General features: G+C 67.4%; 20 protein-coding genes. 9 read left to right on the forward strand and 11 right to left on the reverse strand.

Features of this window, described 5'->3' with window-relative positions; all coding sequences use genetic code 11:
• Window positions 1–63 precede the first annotated feature (63 nt).
• The 3 genes from MOQ72_RS15340 to MOQ72_RS15345 all read left to right on the forward strand — a co-directional run bounded on the left by MOQ72_RS15340 (window position 64) and on the right by MOQ72_RS15345 (window position 2,873).
• Window positions 64–1,386 (forward strand): MFS transporter, encoded by a 1,323-nt coding sequence (locus MOQ72_RS15340; protein WP_242184203.1) that lies wholly within the window; start codon window positions 64–66, stop codon window positions 1,384–1,386.
• 131 nt (window positions 1,387–1,517) lie between these two features.
• Entirely contained in the window at window positions 1,518–1,625 is a 108-nt protein-coding gene (locus tag MOQ72_RS45560) for a DUF397 domain-containing protein (RefSeq protein WP_372495387.1), read from the forward strand.
• A 912-nt stretch (window positions 1,626–2,537) separates the two neighbouring features.
• Window positions 2,538–2,873, forward strand: coding sequence for a putative endonuclease domain-containing protein (locus MOQ72_RS15345; RefSeq protein WP_242184204.1), 336 nt, complete (start codon window positions 2,538–2,540; stop codon window positions 2,871–2,873).
• Window positions 2,874–2,945: 72 nt separating this feature from the next.
• On the opposite strand, the gene MOQ72_RS15350 is transcribed toward MOQ72_RS15345, so the two are convergent.
• Window positions 2,946–4,478, reverse strand: a complete 1,533-nt coding sequence (locus tag MOQ72_RS15350) for a UxaA family hydrolase (protein ID WP_242184205.1) — start codon at window positions 4,476–4,478, stop codon at window positions 2,946–2,948.
• A gap of 184 nt (window positions 4,479–4,662) precedes the next feature.
• Entirely contained in the window at window positions 4,663–6,051 is a 1,389-nt protein-coding gene (locus tag MOQ72_RS15355) for a M20 family metallopeptidase (RefSeq protein ID WP_242184206.1), read from the reverse strand.
• Between the two features lie 330 nt (window positions 6,052–6,381).
• Between MOQ72_RS15355 and MOQ72_RS15360 the strand changes: the two genes are divergently transcribed.
• Genes MOQ72_RS15360 through MOQ72_RS15370 form a run of 3 tightly spaced genes read left to right on the forward strand, consistent with a single transcriptional unit; the run spans window position 6,382 to window position 9,036 of the window.
• Window positions 6,382–7,647, forward strand: a complete 1,266-nt coding sequence (locus tag MOQ72_RS15360) for an MFS transporter (RefSeq protein WP_242184207.1) — start codon at window positions 6,382–6,384, stop codon at window positions 7,645–7,647.
• Between the two features lie 4 nt (window positions 7,648–7,651).
• Window positions 7,652–8,605: a ribonucleotide-diphosphate reductase subunit beta gene (locus MOQ72_RS15365; RefSeq protein WP_242184208.1), complete on the forward strand. Its 954-nt coding sequence runs from the start codon at window positions 7,652–7,654 to the stop codon at window positions 8,603–8,605.
• 2 nt (window positions 8,606–8,607) lie between these two features.
• Entirely contained in the window at window positions 8,608–9,036 is a 429-nt protein-coding gene (locus tag MOQ72_RS15370; protein ID WP_242184210.1) for a hypothetical protein, read from the forward strand.
• Here the strand turns inward: MOQ72_RS15370 and MOQ72_RS15375 are convergent.
• The 5 genes from MOQ72_RS15375 to MOQ72_RS15395 all read right to left on the reverse strand — a co-directional run bounded on the left by MOQ72_RS15375 (window position 9,016) and on the right by MOQ72_RS15395 (window position 13,704).
• Window positions 9,016–9,924, reverse strand: a complete 909-nt coding sequence (locus MOQ72_RS15375; RefSeq protein WP_242184211.1) for a GlxA family transcriptional regulator — start codon at window positions 9,922–9,924, stop codon at window positions 9,016–9,018. The genes MOQ72_RS15370 and MOQ72_RS15375 overlap by 21 nt on opposite strands.
• 262 nt (window positions 9,925–10,186) lie before the next feature.
• Window positions 10,187–10,480 carry a hypothetical protein gene (locus tag MOQ72_RS15380; protein WP_242184212.1) on the reverse strand — a complete coding sequence of 98 codons (294 nt, stop codon included), beginning with the start codon at window positions 10,478–10,480 and terminating at the stop codon, window positions 10,187–10,189.
• Window positions 10,481–10,798: 318 nt separating this feature from the next.
• Window positions 10,799–11,389, reverse strand: coding sequence for an isochorismatase family protein (locus tag MOQ72_RS15385; RefSeq protein ID WP_242184213.1), 591 nt, complete (start codon window positions 11,387–11,389; stop codon window positions 10,799–10,801).
• Between the two features lie 69 nt (window positions 11,390–11,458).
• On the reverse strand, window positions 11,459–12,241 hold the full coding sequence (locus tag MOQ72_RS15390) for an SDR family NAD(P)-dependent oxidoreductase (RefSeq protein WP_242184214.1): 783 nt from the start codon (window positions 12,239–12,241) through the stop codon (window positions 11,459–11,461).
• Window positions 12,238–13,704 carry a DHA2 family efflux MFS transporter permease subunit gene (locus tag MOQ72_RS15395; protein ID WP_242184215.1) on the reverse strand — a complete coding sequence of 489 codons (1,467 nt, stop codon included), beginning with the start codon at window positions 13,702–13,704 and terminating at the stop codon, window positions 12,238–12,240. Before MOQ72_RS15395 ends, MOQ72_RS15390 begins: the two co-directional genes overlap by 4 nt.
• A gap of 188 nt (window positions 13,705–13,892) precedes the next feature.
• On the opposite strand from MOQ72_RS15395, the gene MOQ72_RS15400 reads away from it, so the two are divergent.
• The gene (locus MOQ72_RS15400; RefSeq protein WP_242184216.1) at window positions 13,893–14,810 is read left to right on the forward strand and encodes an SDR family oxidoreductase; all 918 of its coding nucleotides are present in this window, start codon (window positions 13,893–13,895) and stop codon (window positions 14,808–14,810) included.
• A gap of 149 nt (window positions 14,811–14,959) precedes the next feature.
• Here the strand turns inward: MOQ72_RS15400 and MOQ72_RS15405 are convergent, their stop codons facing one another.
• The 4 genes from MOQ72_RS15405 to MOQ72_RS15420 all read right to left on the reverse strand — a co-directional run bounded on the left by MOQ72_RS15405 (window position 14,960) and on the right by MOQ72_RS15420 (window position 17,885).
• A complete protein-coding gene (locus MOQ72_RS15405; RefSeq protein ID WP_242184217.1) occupies window positions 14,960–15,412 on the reverse strand; it encodes an Imm1 family immunity protein in 453 nt (150 codons plus the stop codon).
• Window positions 15,409–16,158, reverse strand: a complete 750-nt coding sequence (locus MOQ72_RS45185) for a DddA-like double-stranded DNA deaminase toxin (protein WP_242184218.1) — start codon at window positions 16,156–16,158, stop codon at window positions 15,409–15,411. The genes MOQ72_RS15405 and MOQ72_RS45185 overlap by 4 nt, the downstream gene beginning before the upstream one ends.
• Window positions 16,159–16,280: 122 nt before the next feature.
• Window positions 16,281–17,090: an acyl-CoA thioesterase domain-containing protein gene (locus MOQ72_RS15415; protein WP_242184219.1), complete on the reverse strand. Its 810-nt coding sequence runs from the start codon at window positions 17,088–17,090 to the stop codon at window positions 16,281–16,283.
• A 165-nt stretch (window positions 17,091–17,255) separates the two neighbouring features.
• The gene (locus MOQ72_RS15420; protein ID WP_242184220.1) at window positions 17,256–17,885 is read right to left on the reverse strand and encodes a TetR/AcrR family transcriptional regulator; all 630 of its coding nucleotides are present in this window, start codon (window positions 17,883–17,885) and stop codon (window positions 17,256–17,258) included.
• Between the two features lie 232 nt (window positions 17,886–18,117).
• Between MOQ72_RS15420 and MOQ72_RS15425 the strand changes: the two genes are divergently transcribed.
• Both MOQ72_RS15425 and MOQ72_RS15430 read left to right on the forward strand, forming a co-directional pair.
• Window positions 18,118–19,290: an acyl-CoA dehydrogenase family protein gene (locus MOQ72_RS15425; RefSeq protein WP_242184221.1), complete on the forward strand. Its 1,173-nt coding sequence runs from the start codon at window positions 18,118–18,120 to the stop codon at window positions 19,288–19,290.
• Window positions 19,287–20,432: an acetyl-CoA acetyltransferase gene (locus tag MOQ72_RS15430; protein ID WP_242184222.1), complete on the forward strand. Its 1,146-nt coding sequence runs from the start codon at window positions 19,287–19,289 to the stop codon at window positions 20,430–20,432. Before MOQ72_RS15425 ends, MOQ72_RS15430 begins: the two co-directional genes overlap by 4 nt.
• Window positions 20,433–20,434: the final 2 nt, after the last annotated feature.

The following is a 20,434-nucleotide window of genomic DNA, read 5'->3' on the forward strand; positions in this document are numbered from 1 at the left end:
GACAGAACAGATGAGTAGGAGATCACCGATGATCTTGACATTTTCTGAATGAGGAGGTTCTTCGTGGCTGCCGACCGACCGGAGAGTCGGGCATGGTGGATCTGGAGTGCGGCGGTGGTTGCCTACCTCGCCGCGGTATTTCACAGAGGCAGCTTGGGGGTTGCCGGAACGCAGGCGCTGGACCGGTTCGACGTCGGACCCGCCGCGCTGAGCGCGTTCACGGTCCTGCAGGTCGGCATCTACGCCGGGATGCAGATTCCCACCGGATTGCTGGTGGACCGGTTCGGGGCCAGGAAGGTGGTCACCGTCGCGGTGCTGCTGTTGGGCACCGGGCAGGTGCTCTTCGCCCTCGCCGGGTCGTATCCGATGGCCTTGCTCGCCCGCGCCGTGCTGGGCCTGGGCGATGCGCTGATGTGGGTCAGCATTCTGCGGCTGGTGGCAGCGCACTTCTCCGCCCGCCGCTACGCACTGGTGGCAACGGTGTCCAGCGCGCTGGGGGCGCTGGGGGGTGTTGCGGCCACGTTCCCGCTCGCGCTGGCGTTGCAGAACATGGGGTGGACGGCGACATTCCTGCTGGTGGGCGCATTGACGCTCGGCTACGCGGCGGTCACCGCAACGGTCGTGCGGGATGCCTCGCCGGGCAGTCCGCAACCGCGTAGTGGGGGTGCGGTCTTCCAGCAGGTGCGCGCCGCGTGGTCGGTGCCGGGCACGCGGCTCGCGTTCTGGGCGCACTTCTGCACGATGTTCGTCTCGGGCGCGCTGACCCTGCTGTGGGGTTTCCCGTACCTGGTGAACGGGCTGGGCGTGCCTGCCGCGACGGCGAGCGTGCTGCTGAGCGTGCTGATCATCGGGCAGGTGATCGGCGGTCCGGTGGTGGGTGCGCTGATCGGCCGCCGCCCGGAGTGCCGGATGTGGATCGTGCTCGGCTACCTGCTGCTCAACGCCCTGTCCTGGGTGGTGCTGCTGGGCTGGCCGGAGGGGAGACCGCCGCTGGCGGTGATCGCGACGGCCTTCATGGTCTTCGCCCTGGGCGGCCCGGTCTCGGCGGTCGCCTTCGCCCTGGTGCGCGACTACAACTCGGTGCGCCAGGTCGGCACGGCCACCGGTGTGGCCAACGCGGGTGGGCACTCGGCAACCGCACTCGGTGTCCTGTGCGTGGGCCTGGTCCTGGACCTGGCACAGGGCATGCCGGGCGGCTCGGAGTACCGAGTGGCGATGCTCGCGCTGGTGGCGCTGCTGGTGTTCGGCACGTTCCGCACGGTGGTGTGGTGGCGTCGAGCCCGAGCGGCGGTGTTCGCGGCGGAGGCCCGAGGAGAAGGTGTCCCGGTCGTCCTGACCCGCCACCGCTGGGACCTCGACATTCCCCGCCAAACCGTCAACGCCTGATCGGCCCGAATGAGTCGTGAGTGCGAAAGCGGGCTCCAACCCGCTTTCGCGCTCACGACTGTGCCAGCTTGGTGCGGATTTCTTCCAGGCGCTGGGTTTCGAGTTCTACCGCGGGGGTCACGCGTGAGGCTGTGGGATTTCGTGACTCGATTGATCGTGCTGGGGGTGTTTTCGAGATGAGCCCGCAGCGGTGGAGCGCCTTCACCCAGGAGATCAAGAGCGGTCAGTTCGACCAGTAACGGCGGCCGAGCACGCCGTTCGGATTGGAAAGGGTGGCGCGCCCAAGTTCGTCGGCAGCACGGGTTCCGCCTAGCCGAAACCCTGCAGCCCCTCGGCCGCGCTCCGCGAACTCCTGCCCCGGTCGTGAGTGGTTACGGCCGCTCTGGCGACCACAACCACTCACGATCGGTGCACGTGAGTTGTCCACAGGCGACAGAGCTGTCCACAGATTCGCCAACCCCCCTGGTGTGAAAACGCGTTGGTGCAGATCGTGGGTGCATGTCGAACACTCCACTGTGGTGCAACAAGAACTTCCTGCCGCGAGAAGACCGAGAGCGATGGCTGAAGCTGATCGATTCTCAGCACGGAATCGTGTGTCACAACCAACTGCCCGAATTCGGGGTTTCCCGGAGCACGGTCCGGGCGCACCTCGCGGCCAACCGGTGGCGGCGAGTGCTGCCGGGGGTGTACTCGGTGTTCACGGGTCCGCTACCGAGGTCGTCCCTGATCTCCGCCGCCCTGTGCTACGGCGGCCCATGTGCGGTGCTCAGCCACCGCGCCGCGGCCGAGGAATGGGGAATGCTGCCCTCGGCATCCGACTCGCAGGTGCACATCACCGTGCCGTACTCGAATTCGGCGATCTCGCAGCTTCCAACGGTCCAGGTGCACCGTTCCCGCGCCTTCCGACACATCGTGGCTCCGGCGGAACCACCGCGCACGAACCGGGAGGACACCATCATCGATCTCGCGACGGCCGAACCATCGGCCGAGCAGGCGCGAAATACCTTCATTCAACTCGTCGGTTCTACTCGCATAGCGATCTGGCGCGTGCACAGCCAACTTGAAGCCGCCATTCCGGTATCGGAAGGTGTTGAAGCAGGCGTTGGAACTGCTGCGCGGTGGTGCGCTCTCGGTGTTGGAAAGCAGAGTACGTGCTCAAGGTCGAGCAGGCGCATGGGCTCCCGGCCGGGACACGGCAGGTTCCGTTCGCGGTCGACGGTGTTGTTCTCTGGGAAGACGTCGCGTATGACGATGTCGGGTCGCGTTTGACGGTGCGCCTCGACGGGCGCCAGTTCCACACCACGAGCCGCATTGCCTTCCGGGACCGGCGTCGTGACAACGCGGCCGAGTTGGCCGGTCGATCCCGCCTCGTTTACGGCTGGAACGAGGTGCACACCGATGCGTGCGGCGTTGCGGCGGAAGTGTTGCAGGTGCTGCGGCGAAGTGGCTTCGAACCGCAGAGCAAGCCGTGCCGAAGTTGCGGTTGAACAGTCGTGAGTGGTTACGGTCGCCATAGCGGCCGTAACCACTCACGACGGTGAGGTGCTCGCTGGCGCGCTTCAGAGCACTGTGGATAGGTGCCAGGGGACGAATTCTTCTTCTCCGTAGCCGAGTTCTTCGCTCTTGGTCTGCTCGCCCGACGCCACTCGCAGGATTTGGTCGAAGATCTGCTGGCCCATTTCCGCGACCGTCAGTTCGCCGTCGGCGATGACCCCGCAGTTGATGTCCATGTCGTCGGTCATCCGCTCGTACAGCGGCGTGTTGGTGGCCAGCTTGATGCTCGGCGCTGGTTTGCAGCCGAACGCCGAGCCGCGTCCGGTGGTGAAGCACAGCAGTTGGGCGCCGCCAGCGATCAGCCCGGTGGCGTTGACCGGGTCGTAACCGGGCGTGTCCATGAACATCAGGCCCTGCTCGGTGATCGGCTCGGCGTACTGCAGCACGTCGACGAGGTTGGTGGTGCCGCCCTTGGCCGCCGCGCCCAGCGACTTCTCCAGGATTGTGGTCAGCCCGCCCGCCTTGTTGCCGGGGGAGGGGTTGTTGTTGATGGAGCTGCCGTCGATCTGGACGTGCTTCTCCCACCAGGAGATCCGGTCCACCAGCTTCTCGCCGACCTCGCGGCTGATCGCGCGCCGGGTGAGCAGGTGCTCGGCGCCGTAGATCTCGGTGGTCTCGCCGAACACCGCGGTCCCGCCGTTGCGGATCAGCAGGTCGGCTGCCGCACCCAGCGCGGGATTCGCGGTGATCCCGGAGTAGGCGTCGGAACCGCCGCACTCCATGGCCAGGACCAGCTTGTCCGCGGAAACCGTCTGCCGCTGGTAGGCGTTGGCGATCGGCAGCATTTCCTCGATCCGCCGCACGCCCTCGGCCACGGTCTTCTTGGTGCCGCCGAGTTCCTGGATGGTCATGGCGTGCACCGGCATGCCCGGCGGCAGCCGCAGGTCCTCGGTGAGGCTCTTGACCTGGTTGACCTCGCAGCCCAGCCCGATCACCAGCAGGCCCGCGATGTTGGGGTGCCCGGCGTAGCCCTGCAACGCGCGGCGCAGCACCTCGAAGCCCTCGTTGCCCCGCCCGCTGTGCCCGCATCCCAGGGTGTGGGTGAGCGGGCAGACGCCGTCGACGTTCGGGTAGTCGTCGAGCAGCCCGGATGCCTCGACCCGGCGCGCGATCATCTTGGCCGCGGTCGCCGAGCAGTTCACCGAGGTCAGCACCGCGAGGTAGTTGCGGGTGCCGACCCGGCCGTCGGGCCGCACGAAGCCCTCGAAGGTGGCCCGCTGCGCGCTGGGCACGTACTCGGTGGGGACCACTTCGGTGCCGAACGCGTGCTCTCGCTGGAACTCCTGGTAGGCCACGTTGTGCGTGTGCACGTGCTCGCCGGCCTTGATCGGGCGGGCGGCGAAGCCGATGATCTGGCCGTACTTGCGGATCGGCGCGCCCTCGGCGATGTCCACTGTGGCCAGTTTGTGGCCGCGCGGCACCGCGTCGGGCACCGGCACACCGGAGTAGGTGCCGGGTTCGACGTCGTTGCGGGCGATGAGGACCGAATCATCGGCGTGCAGGCGGAATCCCAACTGGTCCAGGTTCGGCGACGACAAACCGGATCACCCTCGTTTCACGAATATGAAATCGTTTCTCCCTGGTGAACTATGGTAGTCGCCGAACGCCCAGGTTGTCACCGAAGACCGATCCGTCGGCCGATCGCCATGGCGGGGCAATTTCGCGAGAAATTGCCCCGCGCCTCGTGCGGGGAGGGTGCCGATTTCTCGCGACATCGGCAACTCAGCGCCGCGTCTGGGCGACGTCGCCGAGGTCCCAGAACAGCCCGGCCATGATCCGCAGTGCCTCGCGGGCCACCGAGCCCAACAGGTGCTCGTCCGGGCCGTGCTGGGCGCAGGCCGGGTAGGAGTGCGGCACCCAGATCGTGGGCAGACCGAGCACCTCGGCGAAGGCGTCGTTGGGCAGGGTGCCGCCGAGGTTGGGCAGCAGCGCGGGCTTGACGCCGGTGGTCCGGCGCAGCGAGTCCAGCGCCCAGCGCACCCACTCGTTCTCCGGGTCCAGGCGGGTGGCGGCGACGCTGCTGCGCATCTCGATCTCGATCATCGAGAACCCGCGGTCGTCGAGGTGCTTGCGCACGATCTGCTCGACGTTGCGCCAGTCGGTGCCGACCACGAAGCGCAGCTGGCAGTGCGCCTCGGCGCTGCCGGGGATGGCGTTGACCGGTGCCTGCGGGGTCCCGGCGGTGAACGCCAGCACTTCGAGGGTGTTCCAGCCGTAGACCCGCTCGCTCGGGGTCAGTCCGGGCTCGCCCCAGTCGGCGTCGATGGTCGGCGAATCCGGGCCGCCGTCAACGGTCACGTCGGACAGCGCCTCGCGCACCGAATCCGGGATCGCCGGTGGGCGCAACCCATCGACCAGCAGTTTTCCCTGGTCGCTGACCATGCTGGCGAGCGCGTTGGCCAGCACGCTGGCCGGATTGCGCAGCAGTCCGCCCCAGTTGCCCGAGTGGTGGGCGCCGTCGCGCAACTTCAAGCGGAGCGCGAAGTTGACGGCGCCGCGCGAGCCGAGGAACAGCGTCGGCCGTTGCGCCGCCAAGCGGCAGCCGTCGGAGGCGATCAGCAGGTCGGCGGCGAGTTCGTCGGAGTGCTCGGCGCAGACTTCGCCCAGGCCCGGCGAGCCGATCTCCTCGCTCATGTCGAGCAGGACCTTGAGGTTGAAGCCGAGCTTGCCACCGCGGACGTCGAGCACCTTCTCCAACGCGGCGAGGTTGATCGTGTGCTGGCCCTTGTTGTCGGCGGTGCCGCGCCCGTACCAGCGGTCACCCTCGATCGAGAGCTGCCACGGGTCCAATCCGGTGCGCCATTGCGCGTCGTGGCCCAGCACGACGTCGCCGTGACCGTAGGTGAGCAGGGTGGGCAGGGCATCGTCCTCGTGTCGATGCGCGAGGAGGAACGGTCCGCCGCCGGGCACCGGGTTGTCTACGATGCGGGCCGAGCAGCCGAGGTGTTCGACGGCCGGGATGATCTCGGCGAGGAGGTACTGGCGCAGCACGTCGGCGCGCTGCGGATCCTGGCTCTCGGTGCGGAAGGCGACGCGTCGCGCGAGATCCGTGCGGAACGCACCGGAGTCGAAGTGCCGCGTTGCCCGTTCGACGGCCGCATCTCGGGTCATTGCGATGTCCCTCCCGCATTCGCTTGCGCACCAACGACAACCGGTGCGCGGAACTTCGGTCGCAAACCCAACCACACCGAACACCGGGGGACCAGCACCATCCGCGACGATCGCGGTGCGGCGGCGTTCGGGCGTAATGTGCCGGTAACACTTGACACTTCCCGAAGTCGGCTCCGACCCTGTTGGCTACCTGTCGAATTTTAGAGGGAGATTCTAGGGTCGGGCTCGGGCCGGTTGTGGCGGTAGGCCGCGGGCCGGTCGCGGAAGGGCGGAGCAATGGGGCTCTCGTACGTTCGTGAACTCTCCGAGTATCCGACCGGATCCCGCCGGATGCGGATCCTGGCCATGGCGGTGCTGGCCAGCCTGATCGGCTCCTACGAGGGGCAGATCGCGCCGGTGGTGCCGCTGTTGCTGGACGACCTGGACATGAGCCTGGTCACCTACGGCTCGGTGTCGGCGCTGGCCCTGACCGTCGGGGCGGTCGCGGCGATGGTCGGCGGGCGGCTGACCGACCAGTTCGGCCGGGTCCGGGTGCTGATCCCGCTGATGCTGCTGACCGCCCTGGCGTGCTTCGGCATGACGCTGGTCGGTTCGCCCGGCGAACTGCTGGCGGCCCGCGCTGTGCTTTCGGTGCTCGACGGCATGGTGATGGCCGCGACCGCGCCGCTGGTGCGGGACTTCTCGCCGCGGATGGGCCGTGCGCAGGCGTTCGGCTTCTGGACCTGGGGGCCGGTCGGCGCGAACTTCCTGGCCGCCGCCATCGCCGGGCTCACGCTGCCGCTGTTCAACAACTCGTGGCATTCGCAATTCCTCATCATGGGCTCGGTTTCGCTGGTCATCTCACTGGTGATCGCGTTCAACATCGCCGACCTGACGCCGCAGCTGCGGGCGCAGATCCAGCAGACCGAGCACCGTTCGCTGGCCGCCGCCGACATCGCGCGGCCGGTGCGGATGCGCGAGCTGTTCGGCCACGCGACGATGTGGGCGCATGTCGTCGGCATCTCGGTGTGGCTGGTGCTCTACCTGACGTTGTCGCTGTTCGGGCAGACGATGCTGGCGGACAGCTTCGGCCTCAGCGCCGCCTCGGCATCGGCGGTGATGAGCGGGTTCTGGGTGCTCAACCTCGGCACGCTGATCGTCGTCGGCCGGATTTCCGACCGGCTGCAACTGCGCAAACCGATCACCGCCGCGGGCACCGTCCTCGCGGTGCTGATGACCGGATATCTCGTGGTGCTGATCGGCCGGGACTCGATCGCGATCGGACATCTGCTGGTCGCCGGGGCGCTGCTGGGCGCGGGCATGGGTGCCGCGTACGGGCCCTGGATGGCGAACTACTCGGAGAACACCGAGGACATCGATCCGCGGTTGCAGGGCAGTGCGTGGGGCGTGTACTCGTTCCTGACCCGCGCGATGGCCGTGGTGGTGCTGTTCCTGCTGCCGCGCGTGGTGGAAGCCGCCAGCTGGTCGCTGTGGTTGTCCATCGGGCTGGTATGCATGGTGTTGTTCCTACCGGTGATGTTGCTTTTCCGCGGACCGTGGCGGCGTCCGGCGGCCGGAGTGGTCGCCGCGCCCGCTGTCGAGAAAGCCGAAGGGTGAGGAGATGCCCGAACTTTCCCAGGACACCGTCGATCAGGTCGATCTGACCGGGATCGGCCACGTCGACATCGACGACGTGCTGGCCTACCTGCACCGCGACCTGAAACGGTTACCCGGCTACCTGGACCTCTACCGCCGCTACCTGCGCCAGCGCTGGAACGTCTACGAACTGGACTTCACCCAGGACGCGGTGGACTGGACCGACCGGATGAGCCAGGTCGAGCGGGACGCGTTCGTGGCGATCTCCTCGGGATTCCACCACGGCGAACGGCAGGTCGAAGTGGAACTGCCGGTGTTCATGCTCGGCGGCAGCGAAGAGTCGAAGATCTACATGTCCAGCCAGATCGAGGACGAGGCCCGGCACACCGTGTTCTTCGACCGCTTCTACCGCGAGGTGGTCGGGCTGCCCGGCGAGTCGATCCAGGACGTGCTGGACGCGTCGTTCCACCACGTGGCCGAAACCTTCGTCGGGCCGTTCGGCCTGCTCGCCTACCAGGCCGACGAACTGCGCAAGGACCCGGAGAACCCGGCGTTGCGGGTGCGCTACGGCACCAACTACTTCCTGTGGATCGAGGGCGTGCTGGCGCTGTCGGTCATGAAGATCACCCTGACCTACTGCCGCGACCGCGGCTTCCTGCCCGGCTACTACGCCGGATTCACCGCGACCTGCCGCGACGAGGCGCGGCACGTGCAGTTCGGGATGCGGTTCCTGCGCGACTCGGTGCGCGAAGATCCGCGGCTGCTGCTGGAAATCCACGACACGCTGCGCACCATCCTGACCATCAACGGGGCGACCAGCCGACGGGTGGCGCTGGAATCGCTCGGCTGGTCACCGGAAGACGTGCGGCGGCTGATGATCCGCCAGCTGAACATGAAGCTCTCCGACGTCGGCATCGACCTGGCGCCGGATATCGAGCGGATGATCGAGGGCATCGAACCCGAACTGGCAGGGGGATGAGCGTGGAGCTGTTCAGCCCGCAGTGGGCGCAGGAGGCTCGGGAGGTCGTCGATCGCGGCCCCGACGAGGCGATCCGGGCGACGAAGTTGGAGAGCTACTGGACGTGGATCGACCGCGCCCGCGAGTCCTACTCGTCGTCCTGGGCGCTGGGCCTGCGGGAAACCGGGCAGTACCTGCGGTTGCAGTGGACGGACGGGAAGTGCGTCGAAGCGTCGATCCGGGACGAGCCAGCCGCGGACTACGTGCTCACCGCGGCAGCCGACGTGTGGCGGGACATCCTCACCGGTGAAGACGCCGGACGACTGCTGATGTACCGGCGGATGCGGTTGGTGCGCGGCGATGTCCTGCTGTTCTTCCGGAGCATCTACTTCGTGGTGGAATCCATCGCGGCCATCGGGCGCATCCCCGCCTCACTGCCCGCGGGCGCGTAGTCGGCGGAGCATGCGAGCGTCGGCGAAGCCGACCGCGTGCGCGGCGGCCTCGATCGTCGCACCTTGGCCGATCAGGTGTTCGGCGCGCTCCACGCGGAGCGTCTGCTGGTAGCGCAGGGGCGTCAGCCCCGTGGCGCGCACGAAGGAGCGGGTGAGGGTGCGCTCGCTGCAGTCGGCGGCGTTGGCGAGCGCAGCGAGCGTCAGCGGCTCGGCGAAGCGCGCGTCGATGAGGTCTTGGACGCGGTGCACCGCGTCGTTGAGATGCGAGCGGTGTCGCAGCATCGCGCTGGCCTGCTGGTCGTCGCCGTTGCGGCGGGCGTAGACCACCATGCCGCGAGCCACCCGCGCCGCCGCGCCCGGACCGTGCCTGGTCGCGACCAGGTGCAGCGCGAGGTCGATTCCGCTGGCGATCCCGGCCGAAGTGATGATCCGGTCGTCCTCGACGAACAGCACGTCGCGCACCACAGCCGCCGTCGGATACCTGCGGGCGAGTTCGTCCTGCAGGTCGTGGTGCGTCGTGCAGCGGCGATCGCGCAGCAGCCCGGCCTGCCCCAGCGCTTCGGCACCGGAACACACGCTGGCCACCACACCGCCCGCCGCGTGGTGTGCGCGAAGCCGGTTCGCGCTAGCGGGGCGCAACTGCGGCCAGCGCGGCGGGTTCCGAATGCGCGAGCCGGGGACGATGACCAAGTCGTCTGCGGTCAGCGCGGGCCAGTCGGTGTCGGAGCGCAGCGGCAAACCCTGTGCGCTGAGCACGTTTTCGTCCTGCCCGACGTAGCTCAGCGAGTAGTCGTAGCCGAGATTGGCCGCAGTGGAGAACACCTGCGCCGGACCGGCCAGGTCGAGCAGGTGCAACTTGGGCAGCAGCAGGAAGACGACACGGGTCACGATCTGGTCAGCCTACCGCGCGCCCTGATCTCGTCTGGAGCTGGGAATGTTCCGGTGTGGATGATCATCGGCCCGTGCCGATTTCGCGCACCGTAAATCCTCGGCGGGTGTGGACAAATCTCGAACCGGCCCGCCGAATTGCTCGTCGATCGCGGAATGTCGAACGCGTGTTGAAATCCGGCCCGATGCCACAGCCCTCAGTTGCTCCGAACAGGCATTCTCAGATCGCGAGCGAGCGGTGCGGACCGACTGCTCGTGCGAATCACATCCCTGGGAACTGAAGGTCCCCCGGTTGTCCGACGGGTCCGTGCACCCCGCTGTTGCCACCGGAGCTCTCGGATCCGCTGTTGCCGCCCGAGCCGCTCTCGTTGTGGCCGGGGCGGTGGTCTCTAGCCGGGTCGGCGTGCGAGCCGCCGTCACCGTGGTCGTGGTCCGGGTGGTCGGCCAGCACCAGCGTCGTCGGTGCGGTCGTGGCGGCCGAAGCGACTCCACCGATCCCCAGCGCGAGCGGCGCGGCCAGCGCCAACGCGACCACTGCTCGTGCACTTGTACGCATAGCAGTATTCCCCTGTCCTGAAAGTGGAGATGATGTACCGGATACGAGCCCTGATCCTCGTCTGAGGGCGGGGAAATGTGAGCTCGCGCCAATATCCACCCTAGCCAACGAAGTTAGGAAAGCAAAATGTTCCCCACATGTTCTGCTAGGATTCGGAAATCTCCGGGCGATCGAATTTAGCTCTACTCCTGGGCGAGTTATCCGGAAAGGGGACAAAGTCCTGAGATATTGAGGACTAATTACCCGAAAATGGGATCGTCGAAGTGCTGCTTGATATTTTCCGGGTGGAAATCATCAGTTGCCCGTAGTTGTCGGAAATCACGCCGCTGTGTCGGTGAGCTCCGCCACTGTGCGGATGTTCGCGAAGCGACCGGACAGCGCGTACTCGGTGCGGGCGATGATGTCCGCGGGGTGCAGGGTTCGCGGATCGGCCAGCAACTCGGCGACCGTCTGGTCGGCTGGGGCGTCACGATGCGCGATCGGGTTGGTCGCCGTCGCGTCGGTCACGAACGTGACGTCGTAGCCGAGATCCGAGGCGATTCGGGTTGTGGTTTCGCAGCATTGCTCGGTGCGGATCCCGGCGACCGACAGTTCCCGGATGCCCCGCCGTGTCAGGATCTGGTCCAGGTTCGTGGTGGTGAAGGCGTTGTGCGCGGTTTTGGTCAGCAGCGGATCACTGTCCGCCGCGGCGAGCCCGTCCTGCAGGCGGACGTGGCCATTGTCCGGGTCGAACGCGTTGCCGGTACCCGGTTCGCTGTGCAGGACCCAGACGACCAGGTCGTCTTCCGCGCGGGCGAGCGCCACCAGCCGGTTGATCTGCTCGACGATCCCGGGGTTGGAGATCGCGTGCCACAACGGCCGCTGTCGGAACGATTCTTGGACGTCGACGACGAGGAGTGCTTTGTTCACACCCGGAAGTCTTGCCACTAGCTAGCCCGTCCGGAAGGCATGATCGCGGCACGAACCGGAACGATCTGGTCACCGCTGGAGTTCGGCGAGCAGGTCCTGGGAGAAGGCGATGCGGCCGGTGAGCTCCTGCGGCGGCCGGGTGCACAGCGCCAACGCCGCTTCGGCCATCACGTCCGGTTGCTCGGCATCCGGGTCGTCCGTGGTGGTCAGCTTGTGGAACAGCGTGCCTGGGGTGGGCACGACCTGGTTCGGGGCCAGCGAATTCACCGCGACACCGTCGTCGAAGACCTCCGCGGCGAGGCCGGTGGTGAACCGTTCCAGCGCTGCCTTGCACATCCCGTAGACGGTGCCACCGCGCTTGGCCCGTGCACCGTAGGGCGGCTCGGGATGCAGCGCGGCCCGCGACGAGATGTTGAGGATCCAGCCCTGCCCGCGTTCCCGCATGCCAGGCAGCACGAGCTGGGCGAGGTGCATCGGTGCGGTCACCTGCACTTCGAACATCAACGCCTGGCGCTTCGCGGTGAACTCGACGATCGGCGTGAAGTAGGTGACGGCCGCGTTGTTGACCAGGATGTCGATCCGTCCGAAGGCCGCGATCACCTCGGCTACCAGCGATTCCCGCTGCTCGGCCACCGCGAGGTTGGCGGGGAAGGCCCGTGCGGTACCGCCGGTTTCGGCGATGCGGGCGGCGGTTTCGCCGATCGTGCCGGGCAGCGGCGAGTCGTCGGCGGAGACCGACCGGGCCGACACCGCCACCTCGGCGCCTTCGGCGGCCAGGCGTTGCGCGATGGCCACCCCGATGCCTCGGCTGGCTCCGGTGACCAGCGCTACTTTCCCGTTGAGCAGGTTCATCGACGACTCCTTTGCTCAAGGCGCGCAACCGGTTCCGGCTGCCCGGCGGCGCGTCGCTTGACCACGGACGCCGCCAGCCCGCACAACGCGATCGCGGTCATGCACAGCAGCGCTATCCGGTAGCCGAGGACGAGCTGGTCCACCGCCTGCCCGGACACGCCGGAGATGGTCCCGGCGAACACCTCGTCGCGGAGTTCGCCGGGCAGTGGGCTGGTGATGATCGACAGTGCGAGCGCGGTGCTGACCATCACCCCGACGTTCTGCACGGTCAACCGCATCGCATTGCCGATGCCGACCCGGTTCCGCGGCAGGCCGTTCATCACCTCGGTGGTGTTGGCGGGCATGAAAAGCCCCGATCCGGCGCCGATCAGCACCAGCGCGAGGGCAATCGGTCCATAGGGGACGGTGGGCGACACTGCGATGGCCAGCAGCACCAGACCGACGGCGGTCAGACCCGCCCCGGTGACGGCGATCGCGCGGTTCGACATCCGGCCGTGCAGCAAGCCGGAGCTGGTCGAAGCGATCACGGTGGTCAACGGCAGCAGCAACACCTTCAGCCCGGCCGCCACCGGGTCGTCGCCCTGCACCGCCTGGTAGAACAGCGCGACCAGCAGCAGCACGGCCATCCGCGCGATGGTGTTGAGCAAGCCCGCAACGAGGCCGAACGAGTAGCCGGGATCGCGGAACAGGTTGATGTCCACCGCCGGGTTCCGGCGCCGTCGCTCGACGGTCAGGAACACCGGCGCGAGCACCACGAACAGCGCGAACGAGCCGAACACCAGCGGATCCGCCCACCCGCGCTCGCCCACTTGGGAGAGCCCGAGCAGGAAACTGCCCAGGCAGAACAGGATCAGGATGTTGCCCGGCGCGTCCACGCCGCGTTCGGCGGTCCGCCCCTTGTCGGTGCGCAACACCGCCGCGCCCCACACCAGGCACAACAGGCCGAACGGCACGTTGCTCCAGAACACCCACTGCCAACCGAACCGATGGCTGAGGAAACCGCCCAGCGTCGGTCCGAGCAACTGCGCGACGGAGAACGACGCGATGTAGATGCCCATCCCGCGACCGAGGTGCTGGCGCGGAAACGCGGTGGTCAGCAGCGCCGCGCTGTTGGCCAGCAACATGGTGCCCCCGGCGGCCTGCAGGACGCGCAGCGCGACGACTGTCCAGGCGGTCGGCGCGAAACCCAGCGCCAAGCTCGCGGCGGTGTAGGTGGCCAGCCCGCACAGGTACATCCTCCGGCGGCCGAACAAGTCGGCCAGTCGGCCGAAGAAGACCATCAGGGTGGTCGTGGTGAGCATGAACGACAGCAGCATCCAGCTCGCCGCGGTGGCGCTCGCGGCGAAATGCCGGGAAACCTCGGGCAGTGCGACGTTCAGCGAACTGGTGCCCAGTCCGGTCAACACGCTCGCGATGCTGACCACGGACAAGACGCGCCACGCGTAGCGCAGCTGATCGTCCACGTCCGAGCCTCCTCGCCGAGCGGTGAATACTAGAACCGTATTCTCCAGCCGGTCGTCGGCGGAAGCGCCCATCTGTGCAAGAAGTCTTGACAGTGGCGGGAATCACTGGCCACTGTTTCTAGAAGTGTGCTCTAGGAACTCGTCCACGAACTCGTCCAGGCACAAGACCAGGCTGCGGAGGAGTGCAGATGACCGGCATCGTCGAAGGGCGGATCGTCATCGTGACCGGAGCGGCTCGTGGCATCGGCCGCGGGTACGCGCTGGAGTTCGCCAGGCAGGGTGCGAAGGTCGTGGTGAACGACCTCGGCGCGGAGGTGGACGGCACCGGGTCCTCCACCGGACCGGCCGGTGAAGTCGTCGAGCAGATCCGCGCGGCAGGTGGCGAGGCGATCGCCAACGGCGCGGACGTCGCCGACTTCGAGGAGACCAAGCGCCTCGTCGAGTCGACCGTCGAGCACTTCGGCGACCTGCACGTGCTGGTCAACAACGCGGGCATCCTGCGCGACCGGATGCTGTTCAACATGACCGAGCAGGAATGGGACGCGGTGATCCGGGTGCACCTCAAGGGCACCTTCAGCCCGCTGCGGCACGCCGCGGCGTACTGGCGAACGAAGGCGAAGGCGGGCGAGGAAATCGACGCCCGCGTGATCAACACGACCTCGTCATCCGGCATCTACGGCAATCCAGGTCAGGGAAATTACGGCGCGGCCAAGGCGGGCATCGCCGGACTGACCGTCATCGCGGCCCGCGAGATGGAGCGCTACGGCATCGCGGTCAACGCGATCGCCCCAGCCGCGTTGACCCGGATGACCGATGGTCTGGGGCGCCAGGTCCGCGCCCCGGAGGGCGAGTTCGACATCTCCAACCCCGAGAACATCGCGCCGCTGGCGGTGTGGCTGGCGAGTGCGGCGGCGAAGGGCATCACCGGCCGGGTGTTCAACGTCCGAGGCGGCGCGATCAGCGTGGCGGAAGGCTGGATCGCCGGGCCTGGCGTGGACAAGGGCGAGCGGTGGAACCCGGCCGAACTCGACGAAGTGGTCCCGGCACTGGTCGCCAAAGCACGCGAGAACGCCCTGACCAACGGCAAGCTCCCGGCCGACCAATGACCTGGGGCTCCCACCCCGTGCCGCCGGGCTGGAGCGAGCCCACCTGTGCGCGGAGTGCACGGGCCAGAATTTGTCCATAGTGGATCAAAATCGCGAAAAGGGTTATGCTGAAAGGATTAACACGCTGTGCGTGATGGACTATGAGGATTTCAGAACCACCGGCCGTCCTGCCACTGGATGCAGGTTGGTCGCTTGCCGGTTCGGCAAAATTCCGTCAGAGCGGCGCGCACGCGTTCGATTGGTAGCACTGCGGACTCGGGAAACGCTGTCGGCGTCCCCGGATCGAACCAGATCGTCGGGGCAAACCGAGGTGGCTCGGGATTCAGGCTGTTCCAAACACCTGGCGCGTCGGGACGTCCGGCTGTGTCAACGTAGTTGAGCGCGCCCCAGCCCGCGTCGGGCTCGGTATCCAGCCGAAGCTGATTGGTCGGGTACTCGTGCAGCGAACCATCGTCGGACTCGCGGCACGGTCGGTCCCACACGTAGAACAAAGTCGCCCAATCGTGTGGCTCTGCCACGGCGGTCAAGATCAGCGAATTGACCTCCTCGCCCGTGCGCGCATAGCGGTGCTGGTTGTCGATAATCGCCGTCACCACAGTCATGGCCTGGCCTTTCCGCGAATCACAACGGGAGTGGTCGACCCCTTCTCCCACACGGTCAACGTCGATCCAAGAGGCAGGATAGCTTCGATCGCGCGTCGGCAGTTCAGACTGCCACGGCACATGGCCCGGTTCACGAGCACCACGCCGTGGATGTCGCCGCGCTGCATCGACGCAGCGATCTTGGTCTCCACATGCTTCACAACCTCGGGGCTCGCATCCTGGTTCGGCAGAGTTGGGAAATGCTCCGAATTCATCAGGATGAGGTTCGCGCGTTCGGACAGGATTTCGTCATAGCCGCTCGTCCAATGCTCCCGTTGGCCATCCCGGTCGAATGTGAAACCATGCGTTTTCTCGCCCTTGTAGAAGTCGGGCAGTTGTGACAGTTGGCAGCTTGCCCAGATCGCGTCCCACTCTGCAGCTGATGTGGAATCGTCTGGCCAGTTCGACGGGTGCGGGATGCTCGGTGGAGTGTTCTCGGCTGACGTGACGGCGAGGCTGCGGCGGAAAGTTTCGACAATTGCCTGCGCACGATCTACGAGAGCCCACTGATCGAACAGTTGGTTGCTGAGCTGTTGGTGAGTGGACAGGATCTCCAGGGCTTCGGCGCTGTTGGTGCCGTGCAGGACCGCTAGGCCCTGTTCGGCCTCTTCGAGGGCGTTCTGGGCGGTGGTGAGGGCTGCTAACGCCGTGCTGAGCTTGTCGACGACGTTGGCCAGGAGTTGGTCGAGGTCGCTTACCGCTGACACGCCGATCTCCTCCGCTGGTGCGACTCAGGCAGTGCGGAGGAGATCGTTTCGGGGAGATCTGACAGTTTTCGGGCTGCTTCGGCGCCGTTGGCCCTATCGTGTCGCCGGAGCAGCCCGGTGGATCACTGCTGCACCGCCGGGTTGCAGACCGCCGTCGCGGAGCAGAAGCCGATCGGGCCGCTGGTGTCGTGGACCGTGCATTGCGCTACCGCGATGCCGTCTTCGTTGACGTGGCCGGTGGATTCCATCCCGATCGCCTCGCTGAGCGGCAGGCGGCTGAGCGTCAGCGTGTAGTCCGCGTTGATGAACTCCAGGCCCTTTTCACCGTAATTCGCCAGCGGGCTGGCGAAATCTCCCGCCAACGCGACTCGGACGAACGGCGACATGGACTCACCGGCGACCAGTTCGTGGTCGTCGCGCACCCAGGATCGGCGCTGGCCGTTGGCCCGCCAGTCGTCGGTCAGCTCGCCTTCGGCGTTCACCAACCAGACGTCGAACGGCGGCAGCCAACCGTTGGACCGGACGCGTGACGGGCCGAGCTCGTCGGGCGTGGGCGCGTCCCAGGGCTTCGTCGCGGGCACCGTGCCAGTGGGCTGGTCACCCCGGCGCAGCAGCACCGCGCTGGCCCGCGCTACCGGGTTTTCCCCGGCGAACACCGTCGCATCGGCGACCCGGATGCGGCGACCGTCGCGGACCCGCCGCGTTTCCACCCGAACCGGCTCCAGCTTGGTGTTGCGGAACAGGTCGACGGTCAGCCGGGCGAAGTGGAACTCGGGCTCGGCCTGCTCGCGTTCCAGCGCACGCGCGAGCAGTCCGCCGAACAGTCGCCCGTGCATCATGTCCGGCGACCACGGGCTGCTCGCGTCCGCGCTGGGCACGAGCTGCTCGCCATCCGCCGCGAAGAACGCATCCGCGCCATTGGTCTCGGCCATCAATTCTCCTTTGCTCCTCGCGGGTGGCCCGCCCGAGCGGCCTCGCGCCTCCGGGACACCCACGCTCGGTCGACCGTGCGAGCGGGACGAAGTTACTCACACGGCCTCATCGGTGTCTTGCGACACCCGTACCTGGTCGGCCGTGTGAGCGGGAAGAATTCTCGCTCACACAGCCTCATCGTCGTCTTCGCGAAGCGGGTCCAGTCGGCGGATCAGCCGCAATGTGGCTTCCAGCACCTTGTTCGCTTCCCGCTTGCTCGAACACGTCGCGATCTCCCGGCCAGCTTCGCCGATGATCGTGGTGAGCACCGCGACGGTGACCCGGTCCACCGGATCAGTGCCCGCACCCAGCAGCACCGCGTTCTGCCGCACCCACTCGCGTCCGCGCGTGCGGCGGATCAGCTCGAAACCGGGCGGACCGTCACCGTCCATGAACAGCCGCACCAGGTCGCGGCGCGCCCACGAGCCCTCCAGGAACGCCCGCGCACCCACGTTGAACAGCGTCAACGGGTCCGACTCGCCGCCCGCGCGGGCCTTGGCGACCGAACTGATCGCGCTCTGCTCGTGGGTGGCCTGGTGGTCTTCCCAGAGCGCCAGGAAGAGTTCCGTCTTGCCGCCGAAGTGGTGGTACAGGCTGCCCACGCTGGATCCCGCCCGCTCGACCACTTCGGCCACGCTGGCCTCGGCGAAGCCCTTCTCGGTGAACACCTCGCGCGCGGCCTGCAGCAGCACGCGGCGCGTCTCCGCGGTCCGGCTCCACTGCCAGGCGTTCGAGCGGGTCGTCTTGCGCACCATGCCCACCTTCTCGTCGGATTTGTCGGGGTGAGGGGTACCCGTGCCCAACTTACTTGGTCACGGGTGCCCCTCACCCGATCCAAGTAGTGGGATCACATTCTAGAACTCTCCGGTTGCGCGGGGGGTGTACCACGGTCGGTCTATAGGCGTGCGGAGCGGAAGTACCTAGAGTTCCGTTCTAGAAAATCATCGCATTGCCGGGCAGCGCGGCCCGAGTCGGGAGGACTTCGCGATGGTCGACTTCGCACTCAACGACGAGGAACGCCAGATCCGCGACACCGTCCGCAGCTTCATCACCAGGGAGGTGCGGCCGCTGGAGGACGAGGTGCTGCGCAACGAACGCGCGGGCAAACCGTCGGTGGCCCCGGACGTGCTGCGCGAACTGCGGCTCAAGGCGAAGAAAGCCGGTTTCTGGGGCGTCAACACGCCCGAGGAGTACGGCGGGATGAACCTCGGCGCGGTCATGTCGGCGATCCTGGCGATGGAGACCGGCCGCACCTTCGTGCCGTTCACCTTCGGCGGCAGCGCGGACAACATCCTCTACTCGTGCAACGCGGAGCAGGAGCAGCGCTACCTCATCCCGACCATCGCGGGCGAGCGCCGGTCGTGCTTCGCCATCACCGAGCCGGGCGCGGGCTCGGACGCGCGCAACATCCGCACCCGTGCGGTCCGCGACGGCGGCGACTGGATCATCAACGGCGAGAAGATCTTCATCACCGGTGGCAACGAGGCCGACTTCGTGATGGTCTTCGCCGTCACCGACCCGGACGCGAGCGCCGACAACGGCGTGACGTGCTTCCTGGTCGATCGGGACATGGGCTGGAAGTCCGAACCGATTCCGACGATGGGGCAGTGGGGTCCCGCGTCGCTGGTGTTCGAGGACGTGCGGGTACCGGCCGAGAACGTGCTCGGCGAGGTCGGTCGCGGCTTTCCGCTGGCGCTGCGCTGGATCGGCCAGGGCCGGTACATGATCCCGGCGCGGGCGATCGGCGCGGCCGAGCGGATGCTGCAGATGGCCATCGACTACGCCAAGATCCGCCAGTCGATGGGCCGCCCCATCGCCGAGTACCAGGCCATCCAGTGGCAGATCGCGGACTCCCAGGTGGAGATCGAGTCCACCAAGTGGCTCACCCTGCACGCCGCCTGGCGGGTGCAGCAGGGCATGGACGCGCGGCACTGGTCGTCGATCGCCAAGCTGCACGGCGCGGGAATGGCCAACCAGGTGGTCGACCGGGTGCTGCAGATCCACGGCGGCATGGGCTACACGCGCGAGTTGCCCATCGAACGCTGGTACCGCGAGTTGCGGCTGTTGCGGATCTACGAGGGCACCGACGAGATCCAGCGCCGCACCATCGCCCGCAACCTGCTCAAGGGCCACGTGCGGCTGGGAGGGATCGCCGAGTGACACGACGTCGAGCGGCCATCGTCGGGGTGGCCGAATCAGAGTTGGGCAAGACCCCGCACCTGACCGTGCTGTCCCAGCAGGCGCAGGCGACCAAGACGGCGTTGGCGGAGGCCGGTTTGCGGCGCGACGACGTCGATGCGCTGTTCGTCGCGGGCGGCTGGTCCTGGGCCCCGGCGCTGGCCTTGGCCGAGTACCTCGGCATGCGACCGCGATACCTGGACAGCACCAACATCGGTGGATCGTCGTTCGAGGCGCATCTCGGGCATGCCGCGGCCGCGATCGAGGCGGGCGTGATCGACGTCGCGGTGATCGCCTACGGCAGCACGCAGCGCAGCGACCGGTCCCGCAACCAGCCGCGCCCGGCGACGCTGGCCGAGCAGTTCGAGCGGCCCTACGGATTGCCCACCCCGGTCGGCGCGTACGCGCTGGCGGCGAACCGGTACCTGCACGAATACGGGGCCACCAGCGAACAACTCGCCGAGGTCGCGGTGTCCACGAGGGAGTGGGCGCGGCTGAATCCCAAGGCGTACTACCAGGATCCGCTGACCATCGACGACGTGCTGGCCTCGCCGATGATCTGCGAGCCGCTGCACAAGCTGGACTGCTGCCTGGTCACCGATGGCGGCGGCGCGCTGGTCGTAGCCGCCGAGGACCGGTGGCCGGACCTGGCCACCCGGCCGGTCGTCGTGCTCGGCCACGGCGAAGCGACCACGCACAACACGATCGCGAACATGCCTGATCTGACCGTCACCGGGGCGGCCCAGTCCGGCCCGGCGGCGCTGCGCATGGCCGGGGTCGAGCACGCCGACATCGACGTGCTGGAGATCTACGACTCGTTCACCATCACCGTGCTGTTGACGTTGGAATCGCTGGGGTTCTGCAAACCCGGCGAGGCGGGCACCTTCGTCGTGGGCGGTCGAACCGCGCCGGGCGGCGACCTGCCGATGAACACCAACGGCGGCGGCCTGTCGTACACGCATCCCGGAATGTACGGGATCTTCCTGCTGATCGAGGCCACCCGGCAGCTGCGGCACGAATTCGCCGGTACGCCGAGGCAAGTGGACGGTGCCGAACTCGCGCTGGCGCATGGCACCGGCGGGGTCCTGTCATCGACGTCGACCATCGTGCTGGGAAGGGGCTAGCA

The sequence above is a fragment of the Saccharopolyspora soli genome (assembly GCF_022678645.1).
GTDB lineage: Bacteria > Actinomycetota > Actinomycetes > Mycobacteriales > Pseudonocardiaceae > Saccharopolyspora > Saccharopolyspora soli.